20 protein-coding genes are annotated in these 24,504 nt (G+C 34.4%); 13 read left to right on the top strand and 7 right to left on the bottom strand.

Annotated elements, in window-relative coordinates; translation table 11 throughout:
• Position 1: 1 nt before the first annotated feature.
• From ACKPCA_RS03530 to ACKPCA_RS03515, 4 genes are read right to left on the bottom strand one after another with little or no spacing between them, the layout of a single operon-like run.
• Positions 2–1,852 (bottom strand): [Fe-Fe] hydrogenase large subunit C-terminal domain-containing protein, encoded by a 1,851-nt coding sequence (locus ACKPCA_RS03530; protein ID WP_321281435.1) that lies wholly within the window; start codon positions 1,850–1,852, stop codon positions 2–4.
• Positions 1,853–1,889: 37 nt separating this feature from the next.
• Positions 1,890–2,141 carry an NAD(P)H-dependent oxidoreductase subunit E gene (locus tag ACKPCA_RS03525; RefSeq protein WP_054720008.1) on the bottom strand — a complete coding sequence of 84 codons (252 nt, stop codon included), beginning with the start codon at positions 2,139–2,141 and terminating at the stop codon, positions 1,890–1,892.
• A 30-nt stretch (positions 2,142–2,171) separates the two neighbouring features.
• Positions 2,172–3,356, bottom strand: coding sequence for a SpoIIE family protein phosphatase (locus tag ACKPCA_RS03520; RefSeq protein ID WP_321281433.1), 1,185 nt, complete (start codon positions 3,354–3,356; stop codon positions 2,172–2,174).
• 25 nt (positions 3,357–3,381) lie between these two features.
• Positions 3,382–5,091, bottom strand: coding sequence for a [Fe-Fe] hydrogenase large subunit C-terminal domain-containing protein (locus tag ACKPCA_RS03515; protein ID WP_321281432.1), 1,710 nt, complete (start codon positions 5,089–5,091; stop codon positions 3,382–3,384).
• Between the two features lie 410 nt (positions 5,092–5,501).
• On the opposite strand from ACKPCA_RS03515, the gene ACKPCA_RS03510 reads away from it, so the two are divergent.
• Positions 5,502–6,728 carry an outer membrane protein assembly factor BamB family protein gene (locus ACKPCA_RS03510; RefSeq protein WP_321281431.1) on the top strand — a complete coding sequence of 409 codons (1,227 nt, stop codon included), beginning with the start codon at positions 5,502–5,504 and terminating at the stop codon, positions 6,726–6,728.
• Positions 6,729–6,779: 51 nt separating this feature from the next.
• Positions 6,780–7,985 carry a hypothetical protein gene (locus ACKPCA_RS03505; protein ID WP_321281430.1) on the top strand — a complete coding sequence of 402 codons (1,206 nt, stop codon included), beginning with the start codon at positions 6,780–6,782 and terminating at the stop codon, positions 7,983–7,985.
• Positions 7,986–8,137: 152 nt separating this feature from the next.
• Here ACKPCA_RS03505 and ACKPCA_RS03500 read toward each other — a convergent pair whose 3' ends face one another.
• Positions 8,138–8,854: a hypothetical protein gene (locus ACKPCA_RS03500; protein ID WP_321281429.1), complete on the bottom strand. Its 717-nt coding sequence runs from the start codon at positions 8,852–8,854 to the stop codon at positions 8,138–8,140.
• Between the two features lie 1,026 nt (positions 8,855–9,880).
• On the opposite strand from ACKPCA_RS03500, the gene ACKPCA_RS03495 reads away from it, so the two are divergent.
• Genes ACKPCA_RS03495 through ACKPCA_RS03480 form a run of 4 tightly spaced genes read left to right on the top strand, consistent with a single transcriptional unit; the run spans position 9,881 to position 13,369 of the window.
• A complete protein-coding gene (locus ACKPCA_RS03495) occupies positions 9,881–11,527 on the top strand; it encodes an ATP-dependent nuclease (protein WP_321281428.1) in 1,647 nt (548 codons plus the stop codon).
• Complete coding sequence (locus tag ACKPCA_RS03490) at positions 11,518–12,189, top strand: SLATT domain-containing protein (RefSeq protein ID WP_407660170.1); 672 nt, start codon at positions 11,518–11,520, stop codon at positions 12,187–12,189. The genes ACKPCA_RS03495 and ACKPCA_RS03490 overlap by 10 nt, the downstream gene beginning before the upstream one ends.
• A 13-nt stretch (positions 12,190–12,202) precedes the next feature.
• Entirely contained in the window at positions 12,203–12,403 is a 201-nt protein-coding gene (locus ACKPCA_RS03485; RefSeq protein WP_321281427.1) for a hypothetical protein, read from the top strand.
• Positions 12,404–12,418: 15 nt separating this feature from the next.
• Positions 12,419–13,369 carry an endonuclease/exonuclease/phosphatase family protein gene (locus ACKPCA_RS03480; RefSeq protein WP_321281425.1) on the top strand — a complete coding sequence of 317 codons (951 nt, stop codon included), beginning with the start codon at positions 12,419–12,421 and terminating at the stop codon, positions 13,367–13,369.
• A gap of 97 nt (positions 13,370–13,466) precedes the next feature.
• Here the strand turns inward: ACKPCA_RS03480 and ACKPCA_RS03475 are convergent, their stop codons facing one another.
• Positions 13,467–13,844 carry a RidA family protein gene (locus ACKPCA_RS03475; RefSeq protein ID WP_054719985.1) on the bottom strand — a complete coding sequence of 126 codons (378 nt, stop codon included), beginning with the start codon at positions 13,842–13,844 and terminating at the stop codon, positions 13,467–13,469.
• Positions 13,845–13,916: 72 nt separating this feature from the next.
• Between ACKPCA_RS03475 and ACKPCA_RS03470 the strand changes: the two genes are divergently transcribed.
• Positions 13,917–14,483 carry an anthranilate synthase component II gene (locus ACKPCA_RS03470; RefSeq protein WP_321281422.1) on the top strand — a complete coding sequence of 189 codons (567 nt, stop codon included), beginning with the start codon at positions 13,917–13,919 and terminating at the stop codon, positions 14,481–14,483.
• A gap of 52 nt (positions 14,484–14,535) precedes the next feature.
• On the opposite strand, the gene ACKPCA_RS03465 is transcribed toward ACKPCA_RS03470, so the two are convergent.
• Positions 14,536–17,124 (bottom strand): putative LPS assembly protein LptD, encoded by a 2,589-nt coding sequence (locus tag ACKPCA_RS03465; RefSeq protein ID WP_321281420.1) that lies wholly within the window; start codon positions 17,122–17,124, stop codon positions 14,536–14,538.
• 212 nt (positions 17,125–17,336) lie between these two features.
• On the opposite strand from ACKPCA_RS03465, the gene ACKPCA_RS03460 reads away from it, so the two are divergent.
• From ACKPCA_RS03460 to pyrB, 6 genes are all read left to right on the top strand, one after another.
• Positions 17,337–18,491, top strand: a complete 1,155-nt coding sequence (locus ACKPCA_RS03460) for an N-acetylmuramoyl-L-alanine amidase family protein (protein ID WP_321281418.1) — start codon at positions 17,337–17,339, stop codon at positions 18,489–18,491.
• A 64-nt stretch (positions 18,492–18,555) separates the two neighbouring features.
• Entirely contained in the window at positions 18,556–19,782 is a 1,227-nt protein-coding gene (locus ACKPCA_RS03455; RefSeq protein WP_321281416.1) for an MlaD family protein, read from the top strand.
• Positions 19,783–20,173: 391 nt separating this feature from the next.
• Positions 20,174–21,604, top strand: a complete 1,431-nt coding sequence (gene dnaA, locus ACKPCA_RS03450) for a chromosomal replication initiator protein DnaA (protein ID WP_321281414.1) — start codon at positions 20,174–20,176, stop codon at positions 21,602–21,604.
• A 105-nt stretch (positions 21,605–21,709) separates the two neighbouring features.
• A complete protein-coding gene (locus ACKPCA_RS03445; RefSeq protein WP_321281413.1) occupies positions 21,710–22,570 on the top strand; it encodes a hypothetical protein in 861 nt (286 codons plus the stop codon).
• A gap of 20 nt (positions 22,571–22,590) precedes the next feature.
• A complete protein-coding gene (locus ACKPCA_RS03440; protein ID WP_321281412.1) occupies positions 22,591–23,202 on the top strand; it encodes a YigZ family protein in 612 nt (203 codons plus the stop codon).
• Positions 23,203–23,592: 390 nt separating this feature from the next.
• Positions 23,593–24,498: an aspartate carbamoyltransferase gene (gene pyrB, locus ACKPCA_RS03435; RefSeq protein ID WP_321281410.1), complete on the top strand. Its 906-nt coding sequence runs from the start codon at positions 23,593–23,595 to the stop codon at positions 24,496–24,498.
• Positions 24,499–24,504 lie beyond the last annotated feature (6 nt).

Here is a 24,504-nt window from a genome sequence, read left to right as displayed (position 1 = left end):
TTTATGAATTTTCTTTATCACCCGGAGTGTGAGATTTGATAATTGAATTCAATAATTTCTCTGTCTTGGAGGCACTTTCTCCTAGTAAAAATGCAATTTGTTGAACGGTTTGAAGGTTTTCCTTAATTACAGCTCTTGCTCTTCCTATCACCTCTTCTTTTCTCACTTCAGGAGCATATAAATCACGGATAATTCCACCTACAATTTTGTTTTTCTTAATTGTAAATACCGATACATTAAATAAAGAATTACCATAGTGAACATCTTTATTCAAAATATCTTCACCATTAAGAATAACTGTTGAAAACAGCTTGTGAAATGGAATCAATTTCTTTAAGTCCGCGTCCACTAAACCAGGTATAATTTCACTTAACATTTTTGCTTCATCTCCCAATAAATCAATAAAGCTAGTGTTAGATTCGATAACTTTTAAGTTTTCATCTACAATTACAACTCCAGAAGGCAATTTTTGCAACATGGCAGATACCGTTTCCGAAGCTTCTTGAGCTATGGCTCTTTCTTCATTGGCTATCCTCTCCGATTCTTTTAAAGCTGTTTTGGTTTGAGAAAGTTTAGAATTTGTCGTATTGAGTTCTTTGATCACAGAATTCATATTCTTAATTGTGTAGGAAGAACACATCTCGAAATTTGCCAAGCCTTGACATTTCGCAATGGCAAACTCACGGCATGACTCATAACCGCAAGAACCACAACCTAACTGATCTTCAATCTTCTCTTTTCCCATTTCAACAAGAACCTGATTCACTTCCTCTTCCGATGGAGTTGGAAGGCTTTGTCCTCTCGATTTGAAACCTCGGTTAAGATCTAAATTCTTGTATTCATCTATTTCCCTTTGCCATTGTTCCTCATCAAAGGTCTTCAACCTCTTTCGAACATATCTTATAACCTGTGACCTTCTTGAAAACTTACGCCCCCCAACAGAAGTTCCAGGCCCCATGATACATCCTTCACAATAAAATAAATCCAAATGTTGATTTAAATTATGCTGAGTTTTAAATTCATTAATGGAACGCAAAAAGTTATTTCTTCCTTCAGTACTGATTATGTCACCGTTTAACATGCTAACATCAATGTCTGCAGCCTGAAACAAACCATGACTTATTGGAAACAAACCACCTAAACGAGCAAAGGGAGGATCAAATTCTGAAAACTCTACTGAATTCTCTGTAATTTCATATTCTTTAAATAATTTTCGGAGTTCAACGAAACTAAGTACCGCATGAATATCTCCATCCGTACTATTAAAAATCTTTAAATCATTTTTACTTGCAACACATGGTGATAAAGAAACCACCTTTACATTTTTCCCATATTTTTTACGTACAACCTTTGCCATGGCAACATTTGGAGGTACAATTGGAGCAAGATTTTCAACCAAATCAGGATGAAAATTCTCTACCTGATTTACCACTGCAGGACACTTGGTTGATATGTAGTATTTACCATGGAAATTATCGAAAAGATTCTTGTACTTATAGGCAACCAAGTCGGCACCAAATGCAGCTTCAACCACATAGTCGAATCCTAAAGCACGAATCATTCCCACAAAATTTCTATAATCCAAAATATCATCAAACTCACCAGAAATACTTGGATCGCAAATCGCAACAACTGGATCGTTACCACTCAATAAGATTTTAACCCGATCTTCGGAATTCCTATACTCGATTGCATTTTGAGCACAAACGGTTACACAATTTCCACATCCAATACATCTATTTCCAATGATATGGGCATAGTCATTCTCTATTTTTATCGCTTTGGCCGGACAAACACGAATGCAAGTATAACTAAGATTACACTTGTCCTTATTGGTTAGGATTAAAGGCATAATACGGGGATTTTAGGATTGGAAACTAAAGCATAAATTAAACAAGGCCAAAAACCCCATTCAATATTTCAATTACACCTTCAGGATCAATTTCCTCGTATAATTCATCATCAATTTTAAGAATTGGTCCTTTGGCGCAATTGCCCGTACAAAGTTCTCCGTGAAAGAAAACCTTATCTTTTAATTTATTTTCTTCTAAGTAAGTATTAATTGCTTTAAGAGCTTTACCATTACCTCTTGAAAAACATGAGCTTCCCAAGCAAATGGTGATTTCAATTTTCTCAGCCATCTAGTTTATTGTTTTGTTATCTAGTACAGTTTAAATATAGCTAAGATCTACTTCTTTTAAAAACTTTTCCTCTAACAAGGCAACGATATTCTTTACAACGGTTCGTCTAATTTCCAATTCAACAGGAAGTTTGGGATCCTGATGTGCAACATTGATCTTGGTTCCATTAATGATAAATATCTTGTCGCTTTCGAGTAGAAGTTTAACAATTCTATCAGCAGGACCATTTCTTAAAACCGTATTTTGATTGTAATTGCTTAAGATTCTATTCACCTTACCCAATGTCAATATTCCCTCAGTCACCAAATCAACACCATCAATAAAGGAAACTGGAGGCAATTCGCTATCGCAAATATTTAAATCAACTTTTATAGGTTTTTGCAACTCTCTCGAAACAATTCCAGCGGTTGTTCCACCACACACAATTTTTGTTCCCTCAAACTCACTCATTTGCTTTACCAGCTGTACATCTTTCGATTTTTCGTAAGGAGGCCCTGTACAAATCATCAAATTACGAGGTTCGCGGTAATATAAAACTGCGCACGAAGTATCATCCTTAGGCTGATTACTATTGTTTGCACAAGCTCTTTCTACAATATAATTTCCCAAACGGCGAGCAGAAACATAAGGTTGCTTTCTAATCAAAGCTTTTGCAAACTGATCCACATTTTCCATCCCCCAACCAAATGGCAAACGTCTGGTTCCCATTCCTGAATTGGTTACACCATCAGAACAGAATATAATTCGATCTTCCTTTTGTGCTTTAAATCGATATGAATAAAGTATTTTACCCTTATTGGCCTCTCCTTCTGGATGCAATTCTTCACATTCAGGCTTATAAGATTCCAATCCCCTTAATATCAAACAATCAGGATTATCATAACTAATAATCCGGGTATCACCATCACACTCAATTTCTACAATGGTAAAGGTAGAGTATCCAGCTTTTCGCTTGCTACAAACAGGCAGAGTTTTCATGATAATTTCAGCAGCTTTTCGGATATCCTTGTTCACCTTCATGTAATTCAAAATCATCGAAGCGGTTAGTGTTGCCAACACATTGGCTTTTACACCACTGCCTAAACCATCGGAAAGTACCAGTATCGTTCGGCCTTCATCTTTCAGCTTTCGCGACATAAAAACATCACCGCAAATCGATTGGCCTACCTGATTTCTTTGCTGACATTCAACCTCTATGTAAAAATCATCTTGCATATCCGTTCAACTTTAGCTTTGGTTTTTATTCTGCTGGCTTATAAAATTCTACAATCGAATTCAGCATTTCTTCTGTTTCCGATGCATTTTCTCCAAGTAGGTATGCAATCTTCTGAACTGTTTCCAAATTTTTCCTGTTCACAGTTTTTGCCCTGTTCACAACCTCTTCCCTTTGTATGTAAGGTTGCGACATGTCCCGAACAATTGCCCCAACAATTTTATGTTTGTGGATACTAAAAATACTTACATGTAGTATTTTATTTTCATGTTTTATATCTCGCTCTAAATTATCAACTCCTGTTGTTAAAGCTGATGCAAACAGCTTATGGAATGGGATTATCTTTTTCAAATCCGCATCTACCAAACCAGGTATGGTTTGATACACCTCTTCAATCTCTTCCCCTAATATTCCGGCAAAACTTTGATTGGCCTCTATAATTTTCAACTCATCGTTTACAATTACAACCCCGGAAGGAATTTTACGCAGCAAAGCAGAAGATTTATCCTGTGCGATTTTCCTCATATATGACACGCACATATTCGGTTCTGAACGATCCTCCAGGTAAGCCTTTGCAAATTCTCTACATGAATTGTATCCACATCCTCCACAATTGATTTCATCTTTGTCAGAATACTTCCCAATCATGGTTAAGGCCTCTTTGATACTATTTTCGGAATGTTCATATTTTGGAATTGGCAAAATAGATTCGAAGTTGCGCTGAATAGAAAAATCGGCATTTAAAACAGCTACCTCATCAGAGTCTAACTTATTAATTACCTCTAAACGTTTAATGGCCGTAGAGTACTCCTTTTCAGTACCAGGACCATTCACACATCCGCCTTCGCAGGCCAACAACTCTAAAAACAGTTTGTTGGTTTTACCATATTTATTTAAATCGCTTAAAACATTTTTAATGTTTCCAATGCCAGAAAAGGTCATGTAAACTGCATCGGTAGCGCTAACATTTTCTTTTATCCCCATGATCATACCTCCATCAATTGGATATAAAATACCACGTCCGGCTTTGCCTGGAATAAATTTATTATTGACTTTATCCTCAGGAAACAGATAGGGATCCAAATTTTCCTCGTCGAACCAATTTTTCAAATCAGTAAATGTTAAGGATGCATCCAATAATTCAGGAAATTCATCACTTTCCACTTTCTTAGCTATACAGGGTCCGATAAAAACAACTTTTGAATCAAGCGATTTTTCTTTTAAGTACTTCGCATGAGTTAACAAGGGAGATAAAAACGGGGTAATATTCTGCTTATATTCCGGATAGTGCTTACAAATCATTTCTACTACCGAAGGACAAGCCGATGAAATGTAAACGCCATTCTCTCCACTATCTACATAGCTAGCTACATGTTTTGAAACCTCTTGAGCCCCAAGCGCTGTTTCTGAAACTTCAGCAAAACCCAATTCTTTCAATGCTGAAATAAACTGATCATCCTTTAGGTTAGGAAACTCGGTTACGAATGAGGGCGCTATGGAAACAATGATACGATCACCTCGATTAATCATCATCTTTACTCGTTTCACATCGTCACGTACTTTTTTTGCATTTACAGGGCATATTTGCGTACAAGTACCACAATAAATACAATCGTTGTGAAGAATTTGAGCTGAATTGTTCACTACCTTAATTGCCTTTAAAGTACATTCACGTATGCACTTGTAGCAATCCTGACAATCATTCTGTTCTGTATAAACTGGCTTTAAAACATCCATAAGATATAATTGTAATCACGTATCTCATTTAGCTTCTGCAAAGTTGAATATTTATGTTACTGATAAACCTAAATATTATCTGTTTGGGAACACATCTAATCTATTCATATCAGTTTTAAATAAGGGAACTACCAAACTTTCGACCTTCATAGAAAGGACACCGAAATCTTATTCTAAATAGAGCTAAAATTTAAGTTGAAAATTGATTCATTTACGGACATGAATTGTTCATTACCGAACAACTTTATGTCACTTCTAAAAGCTGCCATTTTATTAATTGGCTTATAACTTGTCACTTCTATTCTTAGGCTTGGTATTTGATATATCAATGTGTTGATAAATATGATTTTCAATTCTTTATTGTATTTTAATCTAAACCTAAAAGACTAATATCAAACAATAATAATCAAATGAAAAAGACCAATCTATTTTTTACCATTTGCGCAATACTGTTTTCTGCGCTATTAAATCATGCACATTCTCAAGAAGTTCCAAGCCAGGAATGGAATCAATTTAGAGGCGCAAACCGAAGTGGTTCTGCCGACAATGTTGATCTTACGAGTTTCACTAACAATGAACCAAAACTGGTTTGGAAAAAAAAGCTTGGCGATGCCTTCTCTGAACTTACAATTGCCGGAGGTAATATTTACACCATGACCAGCGAAAGAAAAGATAGCATTACCGGTGATGAGTTTATTGCGGCCTTCGACGAAAAAACCGGGGATGAAATATGGAGAACTAGAGTTGATAACATGTTCTTCGATACCTTTGGCGATGGACCTAGATCTACTCCCGCAATTGGAGAAAAGAATGTTTACAGCCTTAGCAGCTACGGAAAACTAAGTGCCAATTCGAAAGAAGATGGAAAAACACTTTGGCAAGTAGATTTTATGAAACAATATGGAAGTAAAATTCCGCGTTGGGGTTTTAGCTCTTCGCCAGTAATTGTAGGAAATAATATAATTGTTGAAGTAGGTGGTACCGATTCAAGAGCATTTATGGCCTTCGACAAAAGTACAGGTAAGGAAGTATGGCAAAAAGGAGAAGGCATAGCCACCTACAACTCACCTGTGCATGGTAAAATTAACGATAAGGAATGCATCATTTTTGCCAACGGCAGAAAAGTATACTCATTAACTACTGCAGGCGATACACTCTGGACATACAACTCTCCCATTAGTAACCCTACAGGAATGCCAATTGTTTTTGATGGCAACAAGATATTTATTTCGGCCGTTAGAAATCCTGGGTTTATTGTTCTTGAGGTAAACAACAATAAAGCAAAAGAAATATCACGTGGTACCAGTATGAAAAACGACTACAGTTCATCAATTTATTACAATGGCTATGTATATGGTTTCCATGTAGCAGCCCTACAATGTATTTCGGTTAAAACCGGTGAGAAAAAATGGACCAAAAGAGGTTATGGCAAAGGAAGTTTAATTCGCATTGGCGATCAGCTTTTGGTACTTTCAGATAAAGGAAAATTAATTCAGGTAAAAGCTACTCCTGATGCATATACCGAGCTGGGCAACATTCAGGCTATTGATGGTAAATCATGGACTGCACCTTCGTTTGCAAATGGAAAAATCTACTTAAGAAATCTAACTGAAATGGCTTGCTACGAATTAAAATAATTCGGAAATTGAGTCTGTAAAATCAAAAAATAATCAATAAAATATACCCAAATGAAACTGAAAAAACTACAAGTATTCTTTCTGTTTTTCTTGTTTTTAACGCCTGGTATTCTTGTAGCTCAAACCGCTGAAGAAATTATTGCCAAGCACATTGAAGCACACGGAGGAGCAGAAAAATGGGATAAGGTAGAAGCCCTGAAAATAACTGGTCGTTTTACCGCTTTTAGCCTTGAAAAGAACTTTACAAGCTACAAAACAAAATGCGGAGCCTATTACTCAGATTTGTTTTTAGGCGAGAAACATGTTTTCGAAGGATTTAATGGAAAGTGTGGTTGGACCATCGATCCTTGGCAAGAGATTGAATATGCAAGAAACATCAATTCAAGCGAAACCAATGTTTTCAAACAAAAAGCTGAATTCTTCACTCCTTTTTTAAACTACAAAAAGAAAGGTCATCAGGTTGAGTATATCGGAAAAGAAAATGTAGATGGCGACGAAATGTACGTGCTAAAACTTACACGTGAGGATGGTAAATCGGAAAAATGGTACCTGAACACCAAAACCTATTTAGAGTACAAATGTGAAGCGCCTTGGGTGGATTTTGCTCAACCGGTGCCAGCCGAAATGTATTTTGATGACTTTAGAGAAGTTGACGGAATTATTGTTCCTTTCTTTATTGAACGCACTTTTTGGCAACGCGATCGCATCACCCAAATCGAAAGTGTAGAACTTAACCCTAAAATCGATAAATCTTTGTTTGTGATGCCTAAACGCAAAGAGATCTCGAAATTGGCTTTTATGAAAGGTGACTGGGATGTAAAACTTGAGTTTATGGGACGTCGTGGTACCTATCAGGAACGAGGAAGTACGGAATCTTGTATCAAATTTGCTTCTACCAACTTGCTACAAGAACAGATTAGCTACGAAAATGGTTTCCCAAACAAGCTAAGCATTAACTTTACTTACGATGCTGAAACCCAAAAATACCGAATTGCTGCATTCAACGATTTTACATCAACATTCGACATGTTTCAGGGTGAATTAAAAGACAATGTATTGGTAATGGAAGATACACAGGTAAGCTACTCCGACAAAGCAAATCCTACGAGAATGTGTCGCCAATTTACCTATACAAAAATTGACAGCAACCAATTTACCGTAGAAAACAAAGTATCAACCGACGAAGGTAAAATCTGGAAACCACAAGCCAGATTAACCTATACCAGAAAAACTGAAAATACTTTGAGTAAAAAATAACTACGGCTGAACCTTTATGTAATCCTCATTCTCTTCGGAGTTTGAGGATTTTTTTTTACAAAAGAAAAACCCCGAGTTACCAAGTCGGGGTTTGGATTCAACACTCAATCAACCATGTCAAAAATGCTGAACCTCAGAGCTTCATTCTTAAGCTATTCATTATTTTGTTCGTCTGTAACCACTTCTTCGGTAGTTTCTTCCTTTTTACCATTAGCTGTAACCGGAAATTTAAACCACTTTAGCATCTCATCATTACCTTCGTAAATATATTTTGCCGCTTTTACATACTTCGCCAAACTTTCATACAAAACATTTAAAGTCGTTACACGTTGTTCCGTTGCTCTACCACGTTCAACCATGCTTTTGGTCTGAGCATTCATTAAGGCCTTTAAATTATTCTTTCGCTCATCAATTTTGGCAAACATATCTTCAGTCCAGGCAATTTTCATTAACTCCTCTTTATGTAAGTTTACCATGAATTGGAAGTCTGAATAAAACATATACATGTTTTTCGCAGATTTACGCGCATCCAAGTAATCATTAAAGCCAAACTGATTCCATATGTTCTTATCATTCGGAAATACCAATTCAATATCAAATTTGCAGCGCTGATACAACTTTGCACATTCATCAACCTCTTTATTAATATTATCGGTAGATTTTGCCTGAATATCGATGTGCACCTTATCGGAAGGGATACTGCTTGCAGCATTATACTGATCTTTTATTAGCTGTAAGGATTCCGGCTTAAAGTAAGTCGAGAAAGATTCAAATTTTGAATGTTCTTGTTCAAGTATACTTATGATTTGACTTGAAAAACTAACAAAAACTGCATCGGAACAGTTGTAAAGTCTTGTAGTACTAGTCATGTTATAATATTATTTAAGTAAGTTTTATTTGCAGTATGAATTTAAACACTGAAATTATTATGTCCAAATAATTTTTTAATTATTTTTTAACATCAGTACTTTTTTCAAAATCTATTAAAATCTACTTATAGCTTATTTACTAATATTTTACAATCATCAACTTGTAAATACAGGCATTTTACCATTGCACAACAAAAACAAAATAAACCTATATTATAATTACTATTCACATGATATCTCTATTGTTTTTTACACCCACAGTTAAACTTTAAAGAAAATTCAAAATGATTTACATTATATATCTCATGATTTTCAAGCTGCTTAAATATTTTCTATACCATAACTAAACTATTACCTCGAACCTTTTATACTTCACTGCCATGATATTGCTTCGCGTGGTTCTCTTATAAATACCACTTAACCAATGATTGAAACATTCTCCTGATAGTTTAATACGATCCACCTTCTAGTAGATCTTTTGTAATATCGTGTTATGATATCCCACTACTCGGTTGTTCTCAAGCTTCTACATATTATCATCTTCCACCAATCGGTTGCGATTCTTTAGTTACATGTTGCCTTATTCCACCAGCGTGTTGCAGTGTTCCAGTATCAGGTTACAGTTTTTCACCACTCCGTTATAATCTTCCGCTGCTCGGTTATAATGTTCCACTACTCGGTTGAGGCTTTCCAGTGCTCGGTTATAATCTTCCACTGCTCGGTTGAAGTTTTCCATCGGGGCTACTTAGTTTTTATTTTGATTAACTTCACAAGATACTGACATTGATTTACAACACATTAGTCGCAATCAACAAAAGCATTTCCATATATTAAATTATAAAGTGCAAATATGTCAACACAACAATGCTAATAAATAAGCTACGATACAAACATCTTATTATCACAAAGAGAAAAAATTTTACTAAATAATATTTCTTTAACCATGAGGTATCTATCTTAATTTAGTAGATTTGAATATTGTTTAACCCAATTCTCAAATATTAACCATAACCCCTCTAACCAACAATGAAATTAAAAGGCTTTGGAATTAGTAATTACAGAAGTTTCGATGAAGAAGGAATTATATTAGAAGATCTTAAAAAGATTAACATTATCATTGGAAAAAACAACTGTGGAAAGTCTAATATTCTTCGATTTCTGCACACGTTAAACTCTAACATTAAAGACCTAAGAAATTTTCCAAACGACATTCAAAATCAGCATAGAAGAAACGGTAATCTAGCTCAGTTTAAAATTAAATTCAGTGGAAACGATCTTGTTTTTAGAAATCAAGATTTACATAGAGACCGAAATTGGGACCCCTCTATTATTCTAAAAAAAAATTGGATTCTATCATTTGGTTTCCAATCTCAAAAGATAAGCTTACCTAAAGATTTTGAAAACTTAAAAAGTTACCACCTTCTAGCATTTCAAAATAAATATTCTAATGCCTCTGAGGGTCAATTAAAAGATGCCATAATAGATACCTGGTCCAATAAAATTAAATCCATTATCAAGGTTGAATTTAGCGACCTAATATACATACCTCACTTAAGAGTTATACAAGAAGGACATTCATTTGGGGATTCCAATTCGTCCATTAATGGATCAAATATCATTAGCAAAATGTTTGCAATGCAGAATCCTGAGATTGGTCAAGAGAAATCTAGAGAAAAGTTTAACCTTATACAAAATTTCGTAAGAGAACTAATTAACAACCCCGAATTAAAAATAGAAATTCCACATACACAAAAAGAAATTGTTCTCACCATAGATGGTGTAAGACAGCCATTAGATGCATTTGGAACAGGAATACATCAATTAGTTATCTTATGTAGTGCTTTAGTTATTCACGAAAACTCTATTGTATGCATAGAAGAACCAGAAATACATCTACATCCTGAGTTACAACGGAAATTTTTAAATTTCCTTCATAAAACAAAGAACACCTATTTTATAACAACCCATTCAAATACATTTTTAAATTCAAATAATAACACATCCATTTACCATGTTAAAAATGATGGGCTAAAATCTACAATACAATTAGCTACTAGAAACGACACCACATTTTCAATATTAAATGACTTAGGCTACAAATCAAGCGACATTCTGCAAACTAATGGTGTTATTTGGGTTGAAGGTCCTAGCGATAGAACATATCTCCTTCAATGGATAAAAATCCTTAAACCTGAACTAATAGAAGGAATCCATTTTTCAATAATGTTTTATGGAGGCAGGCTTCTATCCCACCTTTCTTTCGAGAAAGAAAAAGTTATTTCAGATTTAATCCCTCTGCTAAAATTAAATCAAAATGCATTCGTATTAATGGATAGGGATGGATTCACAAGTAATGCAAAATTAACCCTTACCAAACAAAGAGTTAAGGCAGAAATAGGAGAAAGAAATTATTGGGTAACTAAAGGTAGAGAAATTGAAAATTACCTAACAGAAAAATCACTACAATGTTGGTTAAAGCTAGACAGTGTAACGATTGATGAAAATATAAAACTTGAAGATCTTATACCTAAAAGTGCAAAAATCAAATACAACACATCTAAAAGCACCTATGCCAAACAAATTGTACAACACATTACTAAAGATGATCTAGAAATTCTTGATCCAAAAATCAAACTTAATCAATTAATCAAAACTATCAAATCTTGGAATTAAACGACATAAAAAAAAGCTTCAAAAAACCTAAAGGAAAATCTCATCTTGACAAAGATTTCCTCGAAGAACTAAAGCATAAAATATGGTCGACTAGAGGAAGTCGTTTTCAAGCGGCAGATCGGCTAAATGCAAAAAACAAGTATTCACTGCTTAGTACTAGTTTCCTATCAGCTTATTTAATCATATTTGGTTTGCTTTCTGTATATGATCTCTATAATATCTCCAAGGTTTCAGATAACATTATTCCATTTACTATCACCTCGCTTTCAATCTTTTTATTAATATTCACACTATTTGAAAATTCTAAGAACTACACCAAAAGGGCTATAGATTATCACAATTGTGCTCTTGAGTTAGCCAGATTATATAACGAACTTCAATGTTTTAAGTCGTATAATGCAGAATGCGAAAAAGAAGATAAAAAGTCATTCTCAATGAACATTCAAAATCGGTATCAAAGTATACTTGAACAATATGACAATCACCTTCAAATAGACAATAAGATTTTCAAATTACAACACCTAGATTATTACGATCACATAAAATGGCACAATGTTGTCTACATTAAAATATCATATTTTATTCAAACATATTTTTGGTATATAGTTTCAATATTTACTCCTGCAATCTTTCTTGTTTATATTCTGCTAAAATTAAACTAAGCATCCTAAAGCTATGAGCGTTATATACACAATTCTAATTGGCATTCTTCACATTTTTGCCCTGATAGATGCCATTAAAAATGTAAGTGAGAGAAATGGTGCCTTCAGGTTATTATTGGCTTTCTTTCCGCCTCTTTTGGGGCCTGTAATTTATTATCTGACCAAAAAAAAGAGCAAAAGAGAATTCATGAAAGGCAAAAGAAGATATTCCTAATAGCATTACCAAAAGATGAAAGAAAAACACACCATCGCATTCTATAACCTTGAGAATTTTTTCGACACTAAAAATGATCCGAAAAAGAATGATAATGATTATTTGCCCAATGGCAGCAATCATTGGACAGAGAATCGATATATAAGCAAGTTGGAACACATTACGGCGGCCATTGCATCCATTCAAGCCAACAAATTGCCAATTGCCGTTGGTGTTGCCGAAATTGAGAATGCTACAGTTTTAAAAGATCTGATTTATCAACCTGCATTCAAAGGAGAGTATGGCTTTGTACATTTCGATAGTCCTGACAGAAGAGGGATTGATGTAGCCCTACTCTACCACAAAAAAGATGTAAAAATTTTAGCTTCCGAAAAAATACCGGTAAGATTGAATGGCAATTCTCATTTTGCCACAAGAGACATTTTGTATGTTAAAACGAAAATAGAAAATGACATCATTCATTTTTTTGTGAATCATTGGCCATCCAGAGGTGAAGGCATTTTAGCTTCGAACCCCAAACGCATTGCTGCTGCCGAATGTTTGCATCAAAAGGCAAAAGCCATACTTAGCGAGGATGCAGATGCTAAAATCGTTATCATGGGTGATTTTAACGATTTACCAGTAAGCAAATCCATAAGCAAACACCTACATGCCAAACCGCATAAAAACATTAGCACATACGAGTTTTACAATCTTGCGACAATTCCTTACGAAAAGAAATTAGGCAGTTTGTTTGCCAAAAAACATTGGCTAATGTTCGATCAAATTATCATTAGCAAAGGAATGCTAAACGGAGAAGGAATAAAAATAACCAGTCCTCGCCTAACCATTCATGGCGATAAAAGCTTGTTGTATTTCGATCAGGAAGCTGGAATATACAAACCCAACCGAACCTATTCGTATCACACCTATCATGGCGGTACATCGGATCATTTGCCAGTATATGTGGCATTGGACAAAACCTAATACCGATTATTAATTAATATTTAACAGTTTCGCTCTGGGTATAAAAAAAGCTGCCAATCGTCAATTGGCAGCCCTTCATATATCTTTGTAGATGGAATTACTTCACAGCAATGGTTTCAATTTCAACCAAAGCACCTAGAGGAAGATCCTTAACAGCAAATGCTGCACGTGCAGGACAATCTTCTTTGTAATATTCGCCATAAACTTCGTTCATTACAGCAAAGTTTGAAATATCGCTCAACAAACAAGTTGATTTAACTACATCCTTAAAGCTATAACCAGCTTCTTCCAAGATGTAACCAATGTTTTTCATTACTTGCTCAGTTTGTTCTTTAACACCACCTTCAACAAATTTACCAGTAGCAACATCAACAGGAAGCTGTCCTGAGATGTATAAAGTTCCGTTTGCTTCTACTGCCTGGCTGTATGGTCCGATTGCCTTTGGCGCTTTTTCTGAATTAATACACTTTTTCATTTCAGTTAATAATTAGTATTTGTTAAAAATTCATTTATTTTGCGGTCGCTAAGTTAAAAGAAAAAAGTATTAATGAGAATAGCTATTATAGATAATTACGATTCATTCACTTATAATTTATCTCATATTGTTGAGCAATACTGCGACAATTGCATTGTTATGAGAAACAATCAGGTTGATTGGGAAGAATTAGATAAATGCGATCGTATTATTTTTTCTCCTGGCCCTGGATTACCATCGGAGGTAAAGGTAATGGGAGAAATTCTGGATAAATATGCCGGGCAAAAAGCTATTCTGGGAGTTTGCTTAGGAATGCAGTATATGGCCGAATATTTCGGTGCCAGCATTTACAATTTACCTGAAATTGTTCATGGAATCCCTAAAGCAACTATTATTACAGAACCTTCCGAAATTCTTTTTAAAAACATTCCGAACCCATTTAACTCGGGCAGATATCATTCCTGGGCTGTATCTCGAGAAAAATTTCCAAGTTGCCTTAGCATCACCTCTACCGATGAAAATGAAGTCATCATGTCCATACGTCATAAAGAGTTGGATTTATGTGGTGTGCAGTTCCATCCGGAATCTATAATGACAGAAAGAGGAAATTTGATGCTGAAGAATTGGATTCTTGGATAAAAAAAAGAGCCGCAATATTGCGACTCCTTTTTGTGCTTTATATTTTACTTTTCTAGAACTGAATATCCTGCCAAGCTTGCTTCTTCTCGTATTTCAGATCCTGAAGTATAGATGAATCTACGTTAATCATGAAATTATAGGACTGATAGGTTCCGAACGGAATGGTATTGAATGACATCTTCCAACAGTGCAAATCTCTTGTAATTGTGAATTGAGTTGCCGTTACTTCTTTATCCGTAAAGTCATAACCCGATGAAAAGCTAACCTTCCACTTTGGAGTTAAACTAAACTGTCCGTTGATACCTAAATTTTGATTGATGGTTTTTCTGCTGGTTGGTTTCGAATAGGTCCATCCATAATCAATCGAAAACGACCATGGAATATCAAAGTCTACATATCGAGGGTCACGCCATTTCTCAGGTTGATCATCATCAGAACCTCCACTATTATTCTTGGTATTTGGATTTAAATCCTTCGAAGAAAGACTAAATCCAACATCAATAGAGGCTTGTGTTAAACGTGGGCCAAATTCATCAATCTTGCTTGTTCCATTAGTATTCAACTTATAAGGATCAACTGTACCATTGAAATTCAAATCCAATCTTTTATTAAAAATCTTGGTTCTACCGGTCATTCTAATAGGAGACCAATTCAAAGAATCAGCAAACATATTATATGAAGTAGAAAACTTCAAACTCTCCAGAATCTTCACCTTCTTCATATCCTCAAGACCTGTAGTATCATTGGCTGTTCTAATTTTAGCTTCAATATTATTATCCAAACTTAAATTAACAGATCCTGCCTCTCGAGCTCCTGTAGGAGTGCTATACAAACCTCCCTCGAATATCGAATACTCCACATCTCTCTTTTGAATTGGGTCATAATAAGTCTTGTAGTATTTACTTCTCGGTACGCCAATCTCAGGAGTATAACTAACACTAACAGATGGAGTCATTACGTGACGAATAGCTGCCACTTTGGATGTTTCTTTAAACATATACATACCATAAATCTTCGGGCTTAAGGAAAGAGAAGCCCCTGTCGAATAATTATGGGCGTACCTAAATCCCTGTATGGTATCAACACGAACATCGCCATCTCCTCCATCCGCTTCTGGATCCCATGATTTTCGAATAGATCTGGTATACAACACTCCTCGGTAATTTAAGGTAGGAGAAAGTGTTAAATCTTTAGCCAACTTAAAATTGGTAGTAATTGGAATGCTATGTTCATACCCATTCTCCCAATCCTTTTGTAAAGATGAACTCATTAATTCACTTTCCTTCATTCCACTCTTAGTGCGGTTTTCCAATTTAGATGAATAACTAACACCTATTTTATCGTACCAACGCAAATTAGAACTCTTTCCCTTCTTTCTAAAAGGGTAAATCTGAGTCATATTCAATGACATATTTGGCAAGGTAAGCGAAATGGTTGTATCACGACTATTTTGCGAGTGACGCAAACTGGCATTCAAACTAAATGGACTATCTGCCCATTTCTTACTATATGAAATACTCGATTGTTTTTGATTATTGGTAATCTCCTTAATCGACATTGAGTTATTTCTATCATTATTTGATGTAGAAACATTAACCGAAGCAGAAAATGTTCTGTATGGATTTGCTTTCGCATCTTGTGTGTGATTCCAACGAATTGCAAAGTCTGTAGTTTCGTAATAATCCGGAAGACCTTTGTCTCCATACTTGTTAAAGTGATACTCGGTTTGCAAAGTACCGCTATATCGATATCTTTTTTTGTATTTTGATTGAACGTATGTTCCCCAAGAACCATTGGAGAAAATATCACCCGTAACCGATAAATCCAGATAATCATTTATTGCCCAATAATATCCTCCTCCACGCAGATTAAAACCTCTTCGTTGTTCCTCACCATAACTAGGTATTATGATACCTGAGGTATAGGTTGAACTAAAAGGAAACATTGCAAAAGGCAATCCTAGAGGTAAAGGCACATCTTCTAAAACCAAATGCAAAGGCCCAGATACAATTTTATCATCCTTTATCATCTTTGCCTTGGTCATCTTCACATAAAAATGAGGATGCTCATGATCACAAGTAGTATATTTACCATTTCTCAAATAAAATACCTTATCATCTATCTTCTTGGTAATTTGACTGTGCACAAATCCACCTTCTTGCTCTGTTATTACTTCATTTACCAAACCCTTTCCTGTATCAAAATTATATTTCAATTCTTTACAGGAAAACTCTTCTGATCCATCTTTAAACTCAGGCGTAAACACATAATTCCCTGTTGAATCTTGAATACCATAGGCATAAGCTTGTTTCTTTTCAAGATCCAGCTCAATATAATAGGCCTTTAACTCAGTCTGCCCATATTTTACAAAAGCATTTTTGGTAAGAAAAACCTGCTGACCTGTTAATGAAAAAACTATAGTATCATCGCAATTGTATTGAACAACCGTTTCGAAAAGTGGCTTTTTCACTTTAGTTGAATCAGCCGCCAAACTATCTTGAGCAAGATCAAGTGTATCTTTTTGTAATCTAACCTCCTCTTTTAAAATCTTTTCAAGTGCATAAGAGCTAAAGTTGGCATGTAACTTGTCATTAGAATTTTTGTAATTAAAATTCTCAATAGCAAATATGTTCAGTGGCATTATCGTTCCAATGAAAAGAATAAAAACCTTTTGTAGTAATTTCAATTGCAATTTATATCTGTTATTTTTGTGAAAAGTTCTGATTTAATTTTGTGCTGCTAGTTAAACCGCAGTTCGTGCTTAAGTCGCCAAAAATACAAATAAAAGTACTATAATCCCTAATCGAAACGAACTTGAAAACATTTTTTAAGTTCTTTTATGAAATTTGCCTGATGAACATTAACTCCCATAAAATTATAAAACGATTATTTACAAGAACATCCTTTGGGTTGATTCTTTTATTAGCTATATGCAGTTTTGAAAATGGATTATATGCCCAAGAGCAATCTTACCATATTAAAACGGTAGTTATTGATGCTGGACATGGAGGAAGAGATCCAGGAGCATTGGGAAAGTCATCTCGTGAAAAAGATATTGTTTTAAATATAGCGTTGGAACTTGGTGGATACATAGAGAAATATTTTCCGGAAGTGAATGTTGTCTATACCAGAAAGACAGATGTGTTTATTCCGCTAAATAAAAGATCGGAAATTGCAAACAAAAATAAAGCAGACTTGTTTATATCCATCCACGCCAATGCAAATAACAATTACAGGATTAGTGGTACAGAAACTTATACCTTAGGATTACACAAGACAAAAGAAAACCTTGCTGTAGCGATGAAAGAGAATGCCGTTATGCAATACGAAGACGATTGGTCCACCAAATATGAAGGCTTTGATCCTAACAATCCGGCCTCTTACATTATTTTTAATTTGATGCAAGGCATAAATCGAGACAAAAGCATTAGTATGGCAGAACTTACCGAATATCAATTTAAGCACAGAGTGGGACGTCATTCCAGAGGTGTTCGAGAAGCAGGATTTTGGGTACTTAAGCAAGTAAGTATGCCTTCTATTTTGGTTGAAGTAGGCTTTGTTTCGAATCCAACCGAAGAGAAGTTTCTAAAAACTAAAAAAGGACAAGATTATTTAGCTAGTGCAATTTTCAGAGCATTTAGAGCATACAAAGACAAGATTGAACAAACCAGTGTTGTTCTTCATAAACAAAAGGAAAATGAGGAAAAAATTGAAAATGAAATTGAGAATCATGAAAATACTGCTGAACAAGTTGAGTATTGCATTCAATTAAAATCATCCATTAAGCAGATTCCTTTAAACTCTAAAGTCTTTAGAAACTTAAAAAACATTGCAGAACGAAAAATAAATGGAACTTATAAGTATACCACAGGTTCAACATCAAATTATTCTGAAATAGTAAATCTTCAAAAGACAGTACGTAAAAAAATAAAAGACTGTTTTGTAGTGGCTTTCTACAAAGGGAAACGAATTTCTCTTTCAAAAGCAAAGGAACTTCAAAAAACATGATTAGTTTTACATTAAACAAACCAGTTTTTCCTGCGTACAATATCTATTATATAATACAGTTTGTATGAAAATTTCAAAAGATTCAATAATTGGCTTAGTTGTTATAGGTGCAATTGTAATTTTAATTTGGGGCATAAATTTCCTTAAAGGATTTAACATGCTGTCATCAGAGCAAAGTTTTTGTGCCAAATACGAAAGAGTTGACGGATTAAAAAAATCAAGCCCAGTTACGCTAAGAGGATACAAGATTGGACAGATTAAATCCATACAATTTAGTTCAAGTGCAGATAATCTGATCGTTGAATTTTCCATTTCAGATGAATTCCAATTACCTAAGGATAGCGAAGCAAGAATTGTGAGCTCAGATATCATGGGAACAAAAGAGATACAATTAATCCCTGGAAAATCAAAATTAACATTAAGCACTGGCGACACATTACTTGGTAGTATCGAAGGCGATTTAAAAGAACAGGTAAGTATGCAAATGCTTCCTTTAAAAAGAAAAGCGGAGAACCTAATGTCTAGTGTCGACTCTGTTCTATCGGTTATACAATACATTTTTAACAAGGATACTCGTGAAAATCTCACAAAAAGCTTTGGTAGTATTGAACAAACTTTTAAGAAACTTGAAAGCACATCCGGAACTTTGGATACCATAGTTACAGGCCAGAAAACTCATATGGAAAATATCATTTCCAATGTTGATTCTATTACAACAAATTTGAAGGAGAACAATAAAAACATTTCAAATATCCTTACCAATTTCTCATCTATTAGTGATTCATTAAAAGCTGTAGAAATTGCTCAAACCATTAACAATGCAAAGCTAACTCTAAAACAATCCAACGAAATATTAGAAAAAATTAATTCCGGACAAGGATCAATGGGAATGTTGATAAACAATGATACATTATATACGAATCTAGAAGCTGCTTCGAATAGCTTGACAAATTTGTTAATCGATTTAAAAAACAATCCTAAAAAATACATGCACTTCTCTTTATTCGATACCGGGAAAACGGTATATATGAATTCTAACAAAACCAAGAAAAAATTAGATAAGGAGAAACAAACTCATTACAGAGTTCAAATTCTTTCTTCCAAAGCGCAAGTCGATCTGAATGACCCTATTTTTAAAGGATACAAGAAAATTGATGAAATATATTATAATGGTCTATTTAAATATACCTTGGAAGATACTCAGAACTATAAAGAAATTATAAGAAAACTTAAAAGAATTAAAGCCGATTTCCCGGATGCCTTTATTATTAAAATAACACCCGAGGATTAGCCTTTCACTTAACCATTTCAATTATAGTTAAACTAAAACCTATTAACTAGCTGATTTTATTGATGTAATAAAAGATCATTGAATTCTTTTTAACAGCCATCAATTTATGTTATATTTTTGTTTAATTCTAAACAATATTTTAAGATAAAAAAGTATGATATAGAAACCTGCTAAATGTCAGGCTTTTAAAAAAATAATCTATTCAATACGCTGATAATGTGACACTTAAAAAATTTAGATTTTTTTTCATTTCTGTATCATCGATTTACAGTAGGTTAGACATTCTTTTTAAAAAATCAATAGAAAAATAATTTTTTTTTCTTTTTTTTTTTCACAATCTTGCATAAGCAAAAATCGACACACCCTAATTTTTTAAAACACTGAAATAGAAATGAATGATAATCACTTCCAGGTTTGGAATAATTGTTTGGCTGTAATAAAAGACAATGTTCCTCCAATTAGCTTCAAAACATGGTTCGAACCAATCGTACCTTTGAACTTGGAGAATCAAGTCTTGACTTTACAGGTACCAAGTCATTTCTTTTATGAGTATCTGGAAGAGCAATACATTGATATTCTGAGAAAAACATTACGAAAAGAAATTGGTAATGGGGCAAAATTGGAGTATAATGTAGTAATGGAGAATAATCACATTGCTAATGCTAAACCTGTTTCAGTGGTTGTTCCTGGAAATAATCCTACAAATACAAAAAATCGTCCGGTTAATATGCCAACCGATAAGGAAGAGCAAACCATTCGAAATCCATTTGTAATTCCTGGAATTAAAAAATTACATATCGATTCTCAGTTAAATCCTGATTATTCATTTACCAACTTTATTGAAGGTGATTGTAACAGATTGGCTAGATCAGCGGGTGTGGCTGTTGCTGAAAATCCAGGAGGAACTGCTTTTAACCCATTGGTGTTATATGGAGATTCTGGTTTAGGAAAAACTCACTTAGCCCAGGCAATTGGTCTCAAAACCAAAGAGTTGTATCAAGACAAAACCGTTCTTTATGTAAGTGCCAACAAATTTCAAACGCAGTTTACTGAGGCAATCCGTAATAATAACAAGAATGATTTTCTTCACTTCTACCAAATGATTGATGTCCTAATTATTGATGACATTCAAGAATTGGCAGGTAAAGAAAAAACACAAAATACATTCTTCCATATTTTCAATCACTTGCACCAATCAGGTAAGCAGTTAATTCTTACTTCTGATAAGGCTCCGATTGAACTGAAAGGTATGGAGAATCGTTTATTATCTCGATTTAAATGGGGTTTATCAGCTGACCTTCAGAATCCTGACTATGACACAAGAGTTAGAATTCTTCAGCAAAAAGCCTACAAAGATGGTATCGTACTTGACATGGATGTTATTGAATACATCGCAAGTAATGTTACCAATAATGTAAGAGAGTTGGAAGGAGCATTAATTTCCTTATTGGCTCAATCTACATTAAATAAAAAAGAATTGAATCTAGAGTTGGCAACAAGTATTATTGACAAATTGGTTAAAAATACGAAACGTGAGCTTTCTATCGATTACATTCAAAAAGTGGTTTGTGACCATTTTTCATTGCCTATTGATGTTCTTCAGGCAAAAACAAGAAAAAGAGAAATTGTACAGGCCAGACAAATTGCCATGTATTTTTCTAAAACTTTAACCAAAGCATCCTTGGCATCAATTGGATCGCAAATTGGGAACAAAGATCACGCAACTGTATTGCATGCTTGTAAAACAGTTAACAACTTAATGGATACGGATCGAGGATTCAAAACACAAATTGATGAAATTGACAAAAAATTAAAAATGTAGTTCAATTACTAACTATACTATATTGCTACCCTGAGAAGCAGATTCAATTTGGATCTGCTTTTCTTTTTGGGTTTCATTCCTTATTTTTCGCCAAAATTATAACCAATGCTACACTTACTATTTGCAATACTATCCTCTGCCGGAATTTTTGTCTGTTTTAAATATCTGGAACGATTTAAAGTAGATATTCTGCTTGCCATTATTATCAATTACATCACAGCATCAGTTTGTGGTTGTCTTTTAAGCGATTCAAATATTGCATTCACACAATTGGTTCACCAGTCATGGTTTAACATTTCAATTATAATTGGAATTGCTTTTATTACTGCCTTTTTTATTATTGGTAAATCCACTCAAAAAGCAGGAATATCCATTACCACACTGGCTAGTAAGATGTCTTTTGTATTGCCAATGATTTTTTCCATTGTATTTTACCAGGAGGCAATTTCTACTCAAAAAATTATCGGATTTGTATTGGCCATTAGTGCTGTTCTTTTAAGTATCTATAAAGATCAAGCGGATAGCACTCAGCGGAAATATTTGTGGCTGCCAATACTATTATTCTTTGTTGCAGGAACTGTTGATTCTCTCGTAAAATATGCACAGGAAAAATACCTTACATCTGGCGGGCAAGAAATGTTCTCTACCCTACTCTTCGCTATAGCAGCCATTTCAGGTTTTGTAGTTTTGACTATCAAAAAGCAAAATTTTAAAGCTCTGGTACAACCAAAAGTATTAATAGGAGGTATTCTTCTTGGATTGGTTAACTTTGGTTCTCTACACTTTTTAATCGTATCATTAAACAAATCAGGCTTCGACAGTTCTATTGTTTTTAGCATTATCAATATTGGAATTGTAGCAGTGTCCGTTTTAATTGGAATCGGTATTTTCAGAGAAAAACTAAACAAAATAAACCTTTTGGGGATAGTACTGGCAATTATTGCTATTTTTATCCTTACAAATTAGAATCCAAGTTTTATTAATTGATGAGTAACGATACTTATAAAACCATTAGCCAACAATCTGAAGGCTTATACAAAGAAAAAGGCAGTAAATTTATAACGTACGCATATCCGGTTAGTACCGAAGAAGAAATCAAAGAACACATTGCCCAACTAAAAAAAGAGTATTACGATGCTCGTCATCATTGCTATGCATATATGCTTGGCGCAGATAAAAAAAACTTTCGTGCCAACGACGATGGTGAACCTTCTTCAACTGCAGGAAAACCCATTTTAGGACAAATTCTATCAAATGATCTTACCAATATTCTTATTGTTGTGGTGCGTTATTTTGGAGGAACCAAACTTGGAGCTAGTGGCCTAATTCATGCCTACAAAACAGCCGCCGCCGATGCCATTTCCAATGCTGAAATATTAGACAAAACAGTAAATGATATTTATGACATACATTTCGATTACCTGGTAATGAATGACATCATGAAAATCATTAAGGATGAGCAGCCAGAACAAATTGGACAAGATTTTAACTTAACTTGCAAAATTACTTTAAGCATCCGCCAAAGCGAAGTTGAAAGATTAATTGAAAAATTTGAAAAAATCACCAGCGTAAAAGCTGAATACATTCGAACAACATAGATCACTATTGATCAACTCAATAGATAAAACTTAATAATCAATATAATGCCAGAATTAAAAAATTGTTAATAATTAATCAAGTTTTCATTTGATTTCTCGAATAAATTATACCTATATTTGTAATCTAGAATGGAGTACATAATTATTCAATCTAGAGCCGCATTTATATCAGAAAGAAGTAAGTTTCTTTACTTCTTCGCTCACATTTTCCATTATTTATTTCGATGTAAACGCAATAACAAGGCGTATTTTCCTGATTGTTATTTGGATAATTCCCATCAAAAATATTTTTTTAAAAAACCAACATTACCATTTATTTCGGTAATTGTTGGTTTTTTTTTGTGCAGAATAATAAACAAGCATTTTATATACACTTTTAATTTTTAATCAATGGATAACAAAAGTTTAGTATCGATCGACGACTACACAAAAGAAGAAATCCTGGAAGTATTGGCCAGAGCAGCCGAATTCGAAAAAAATCCAAACTGCAACCTTTTGGAAGGTAAAGTAGTTGCGTCGCTTTTTTTCGAGCCATCTACTCGTACTCGCCTAAGTTTTGAAACTGCAATTAGCAGAATGGGTGGTAAAATTGTAGGTTTTACCGATTCCTCTTCGTCAAGTGTTACCAAAGGTGAAACTTTGAAAGATACCACCAAAATGGTAAGTAATTATTGCGACTTGGTGGTTATGCGCCATCCAATTGAAGGGTCAGCTCGCTACGCTTCTGAAGTATCCGATGTTCCGGTAATCAATGCAGGTGATGGAGCAAATCAGCATCCTACCCAAACCATGCTTGACCTTTACTCAATTTATAAAACACAAGGAACACTGGAAAACCTTAACATCTTCATGGTAGGAGATTTAAAATACGGTCGTACCGTTCACTCCTTGCTAATGGCGATGTCGCACTTTAACCCAACCTTCCACTTTATTGCTCCAAAAGAACTGGAAATTCCTTTGGCGTACAAAATTTTCATGGACAAGAACAACATTAACTATCATGAACACACCGAATTCAATGATATTATTAATGATGCAGATATCTTGTACATGACTCGTGTTCAACGCGAACGCTTTGCCGATCCGTTGGAGTATGAGAAAGTGAAAAATGTGTACATTCTAAAGAATGATATGCTTGAGAATACCAGAGATAATCTGAAAATTCTTCATCCACTGCCAAGAGTAAACGAAATTGCTGTTGATGTAGATGAAAATCCTAAAGCATACTATTTCCAACAAGCTCTTAATGGTGTTTATGCACGCCAGGCTATTATTGCCAAAGCTCTTGACTTATAATCACAT

Source organism: Marinifilum fragile, from assembly GCF_963677365.1.
Taxonomy (GTDB): domain Bacteria; phylum Bacteroidota; class Bacteroidia; order Bacteroidales; family Marinifilaceae; genus Marinifilum; species Marinifilum fragile.
The sequence above is the reverse complement of the archived record's forward strand: the minus strand, read 5'-3'. Positions and strand labels throughout refer to the sequence as shown.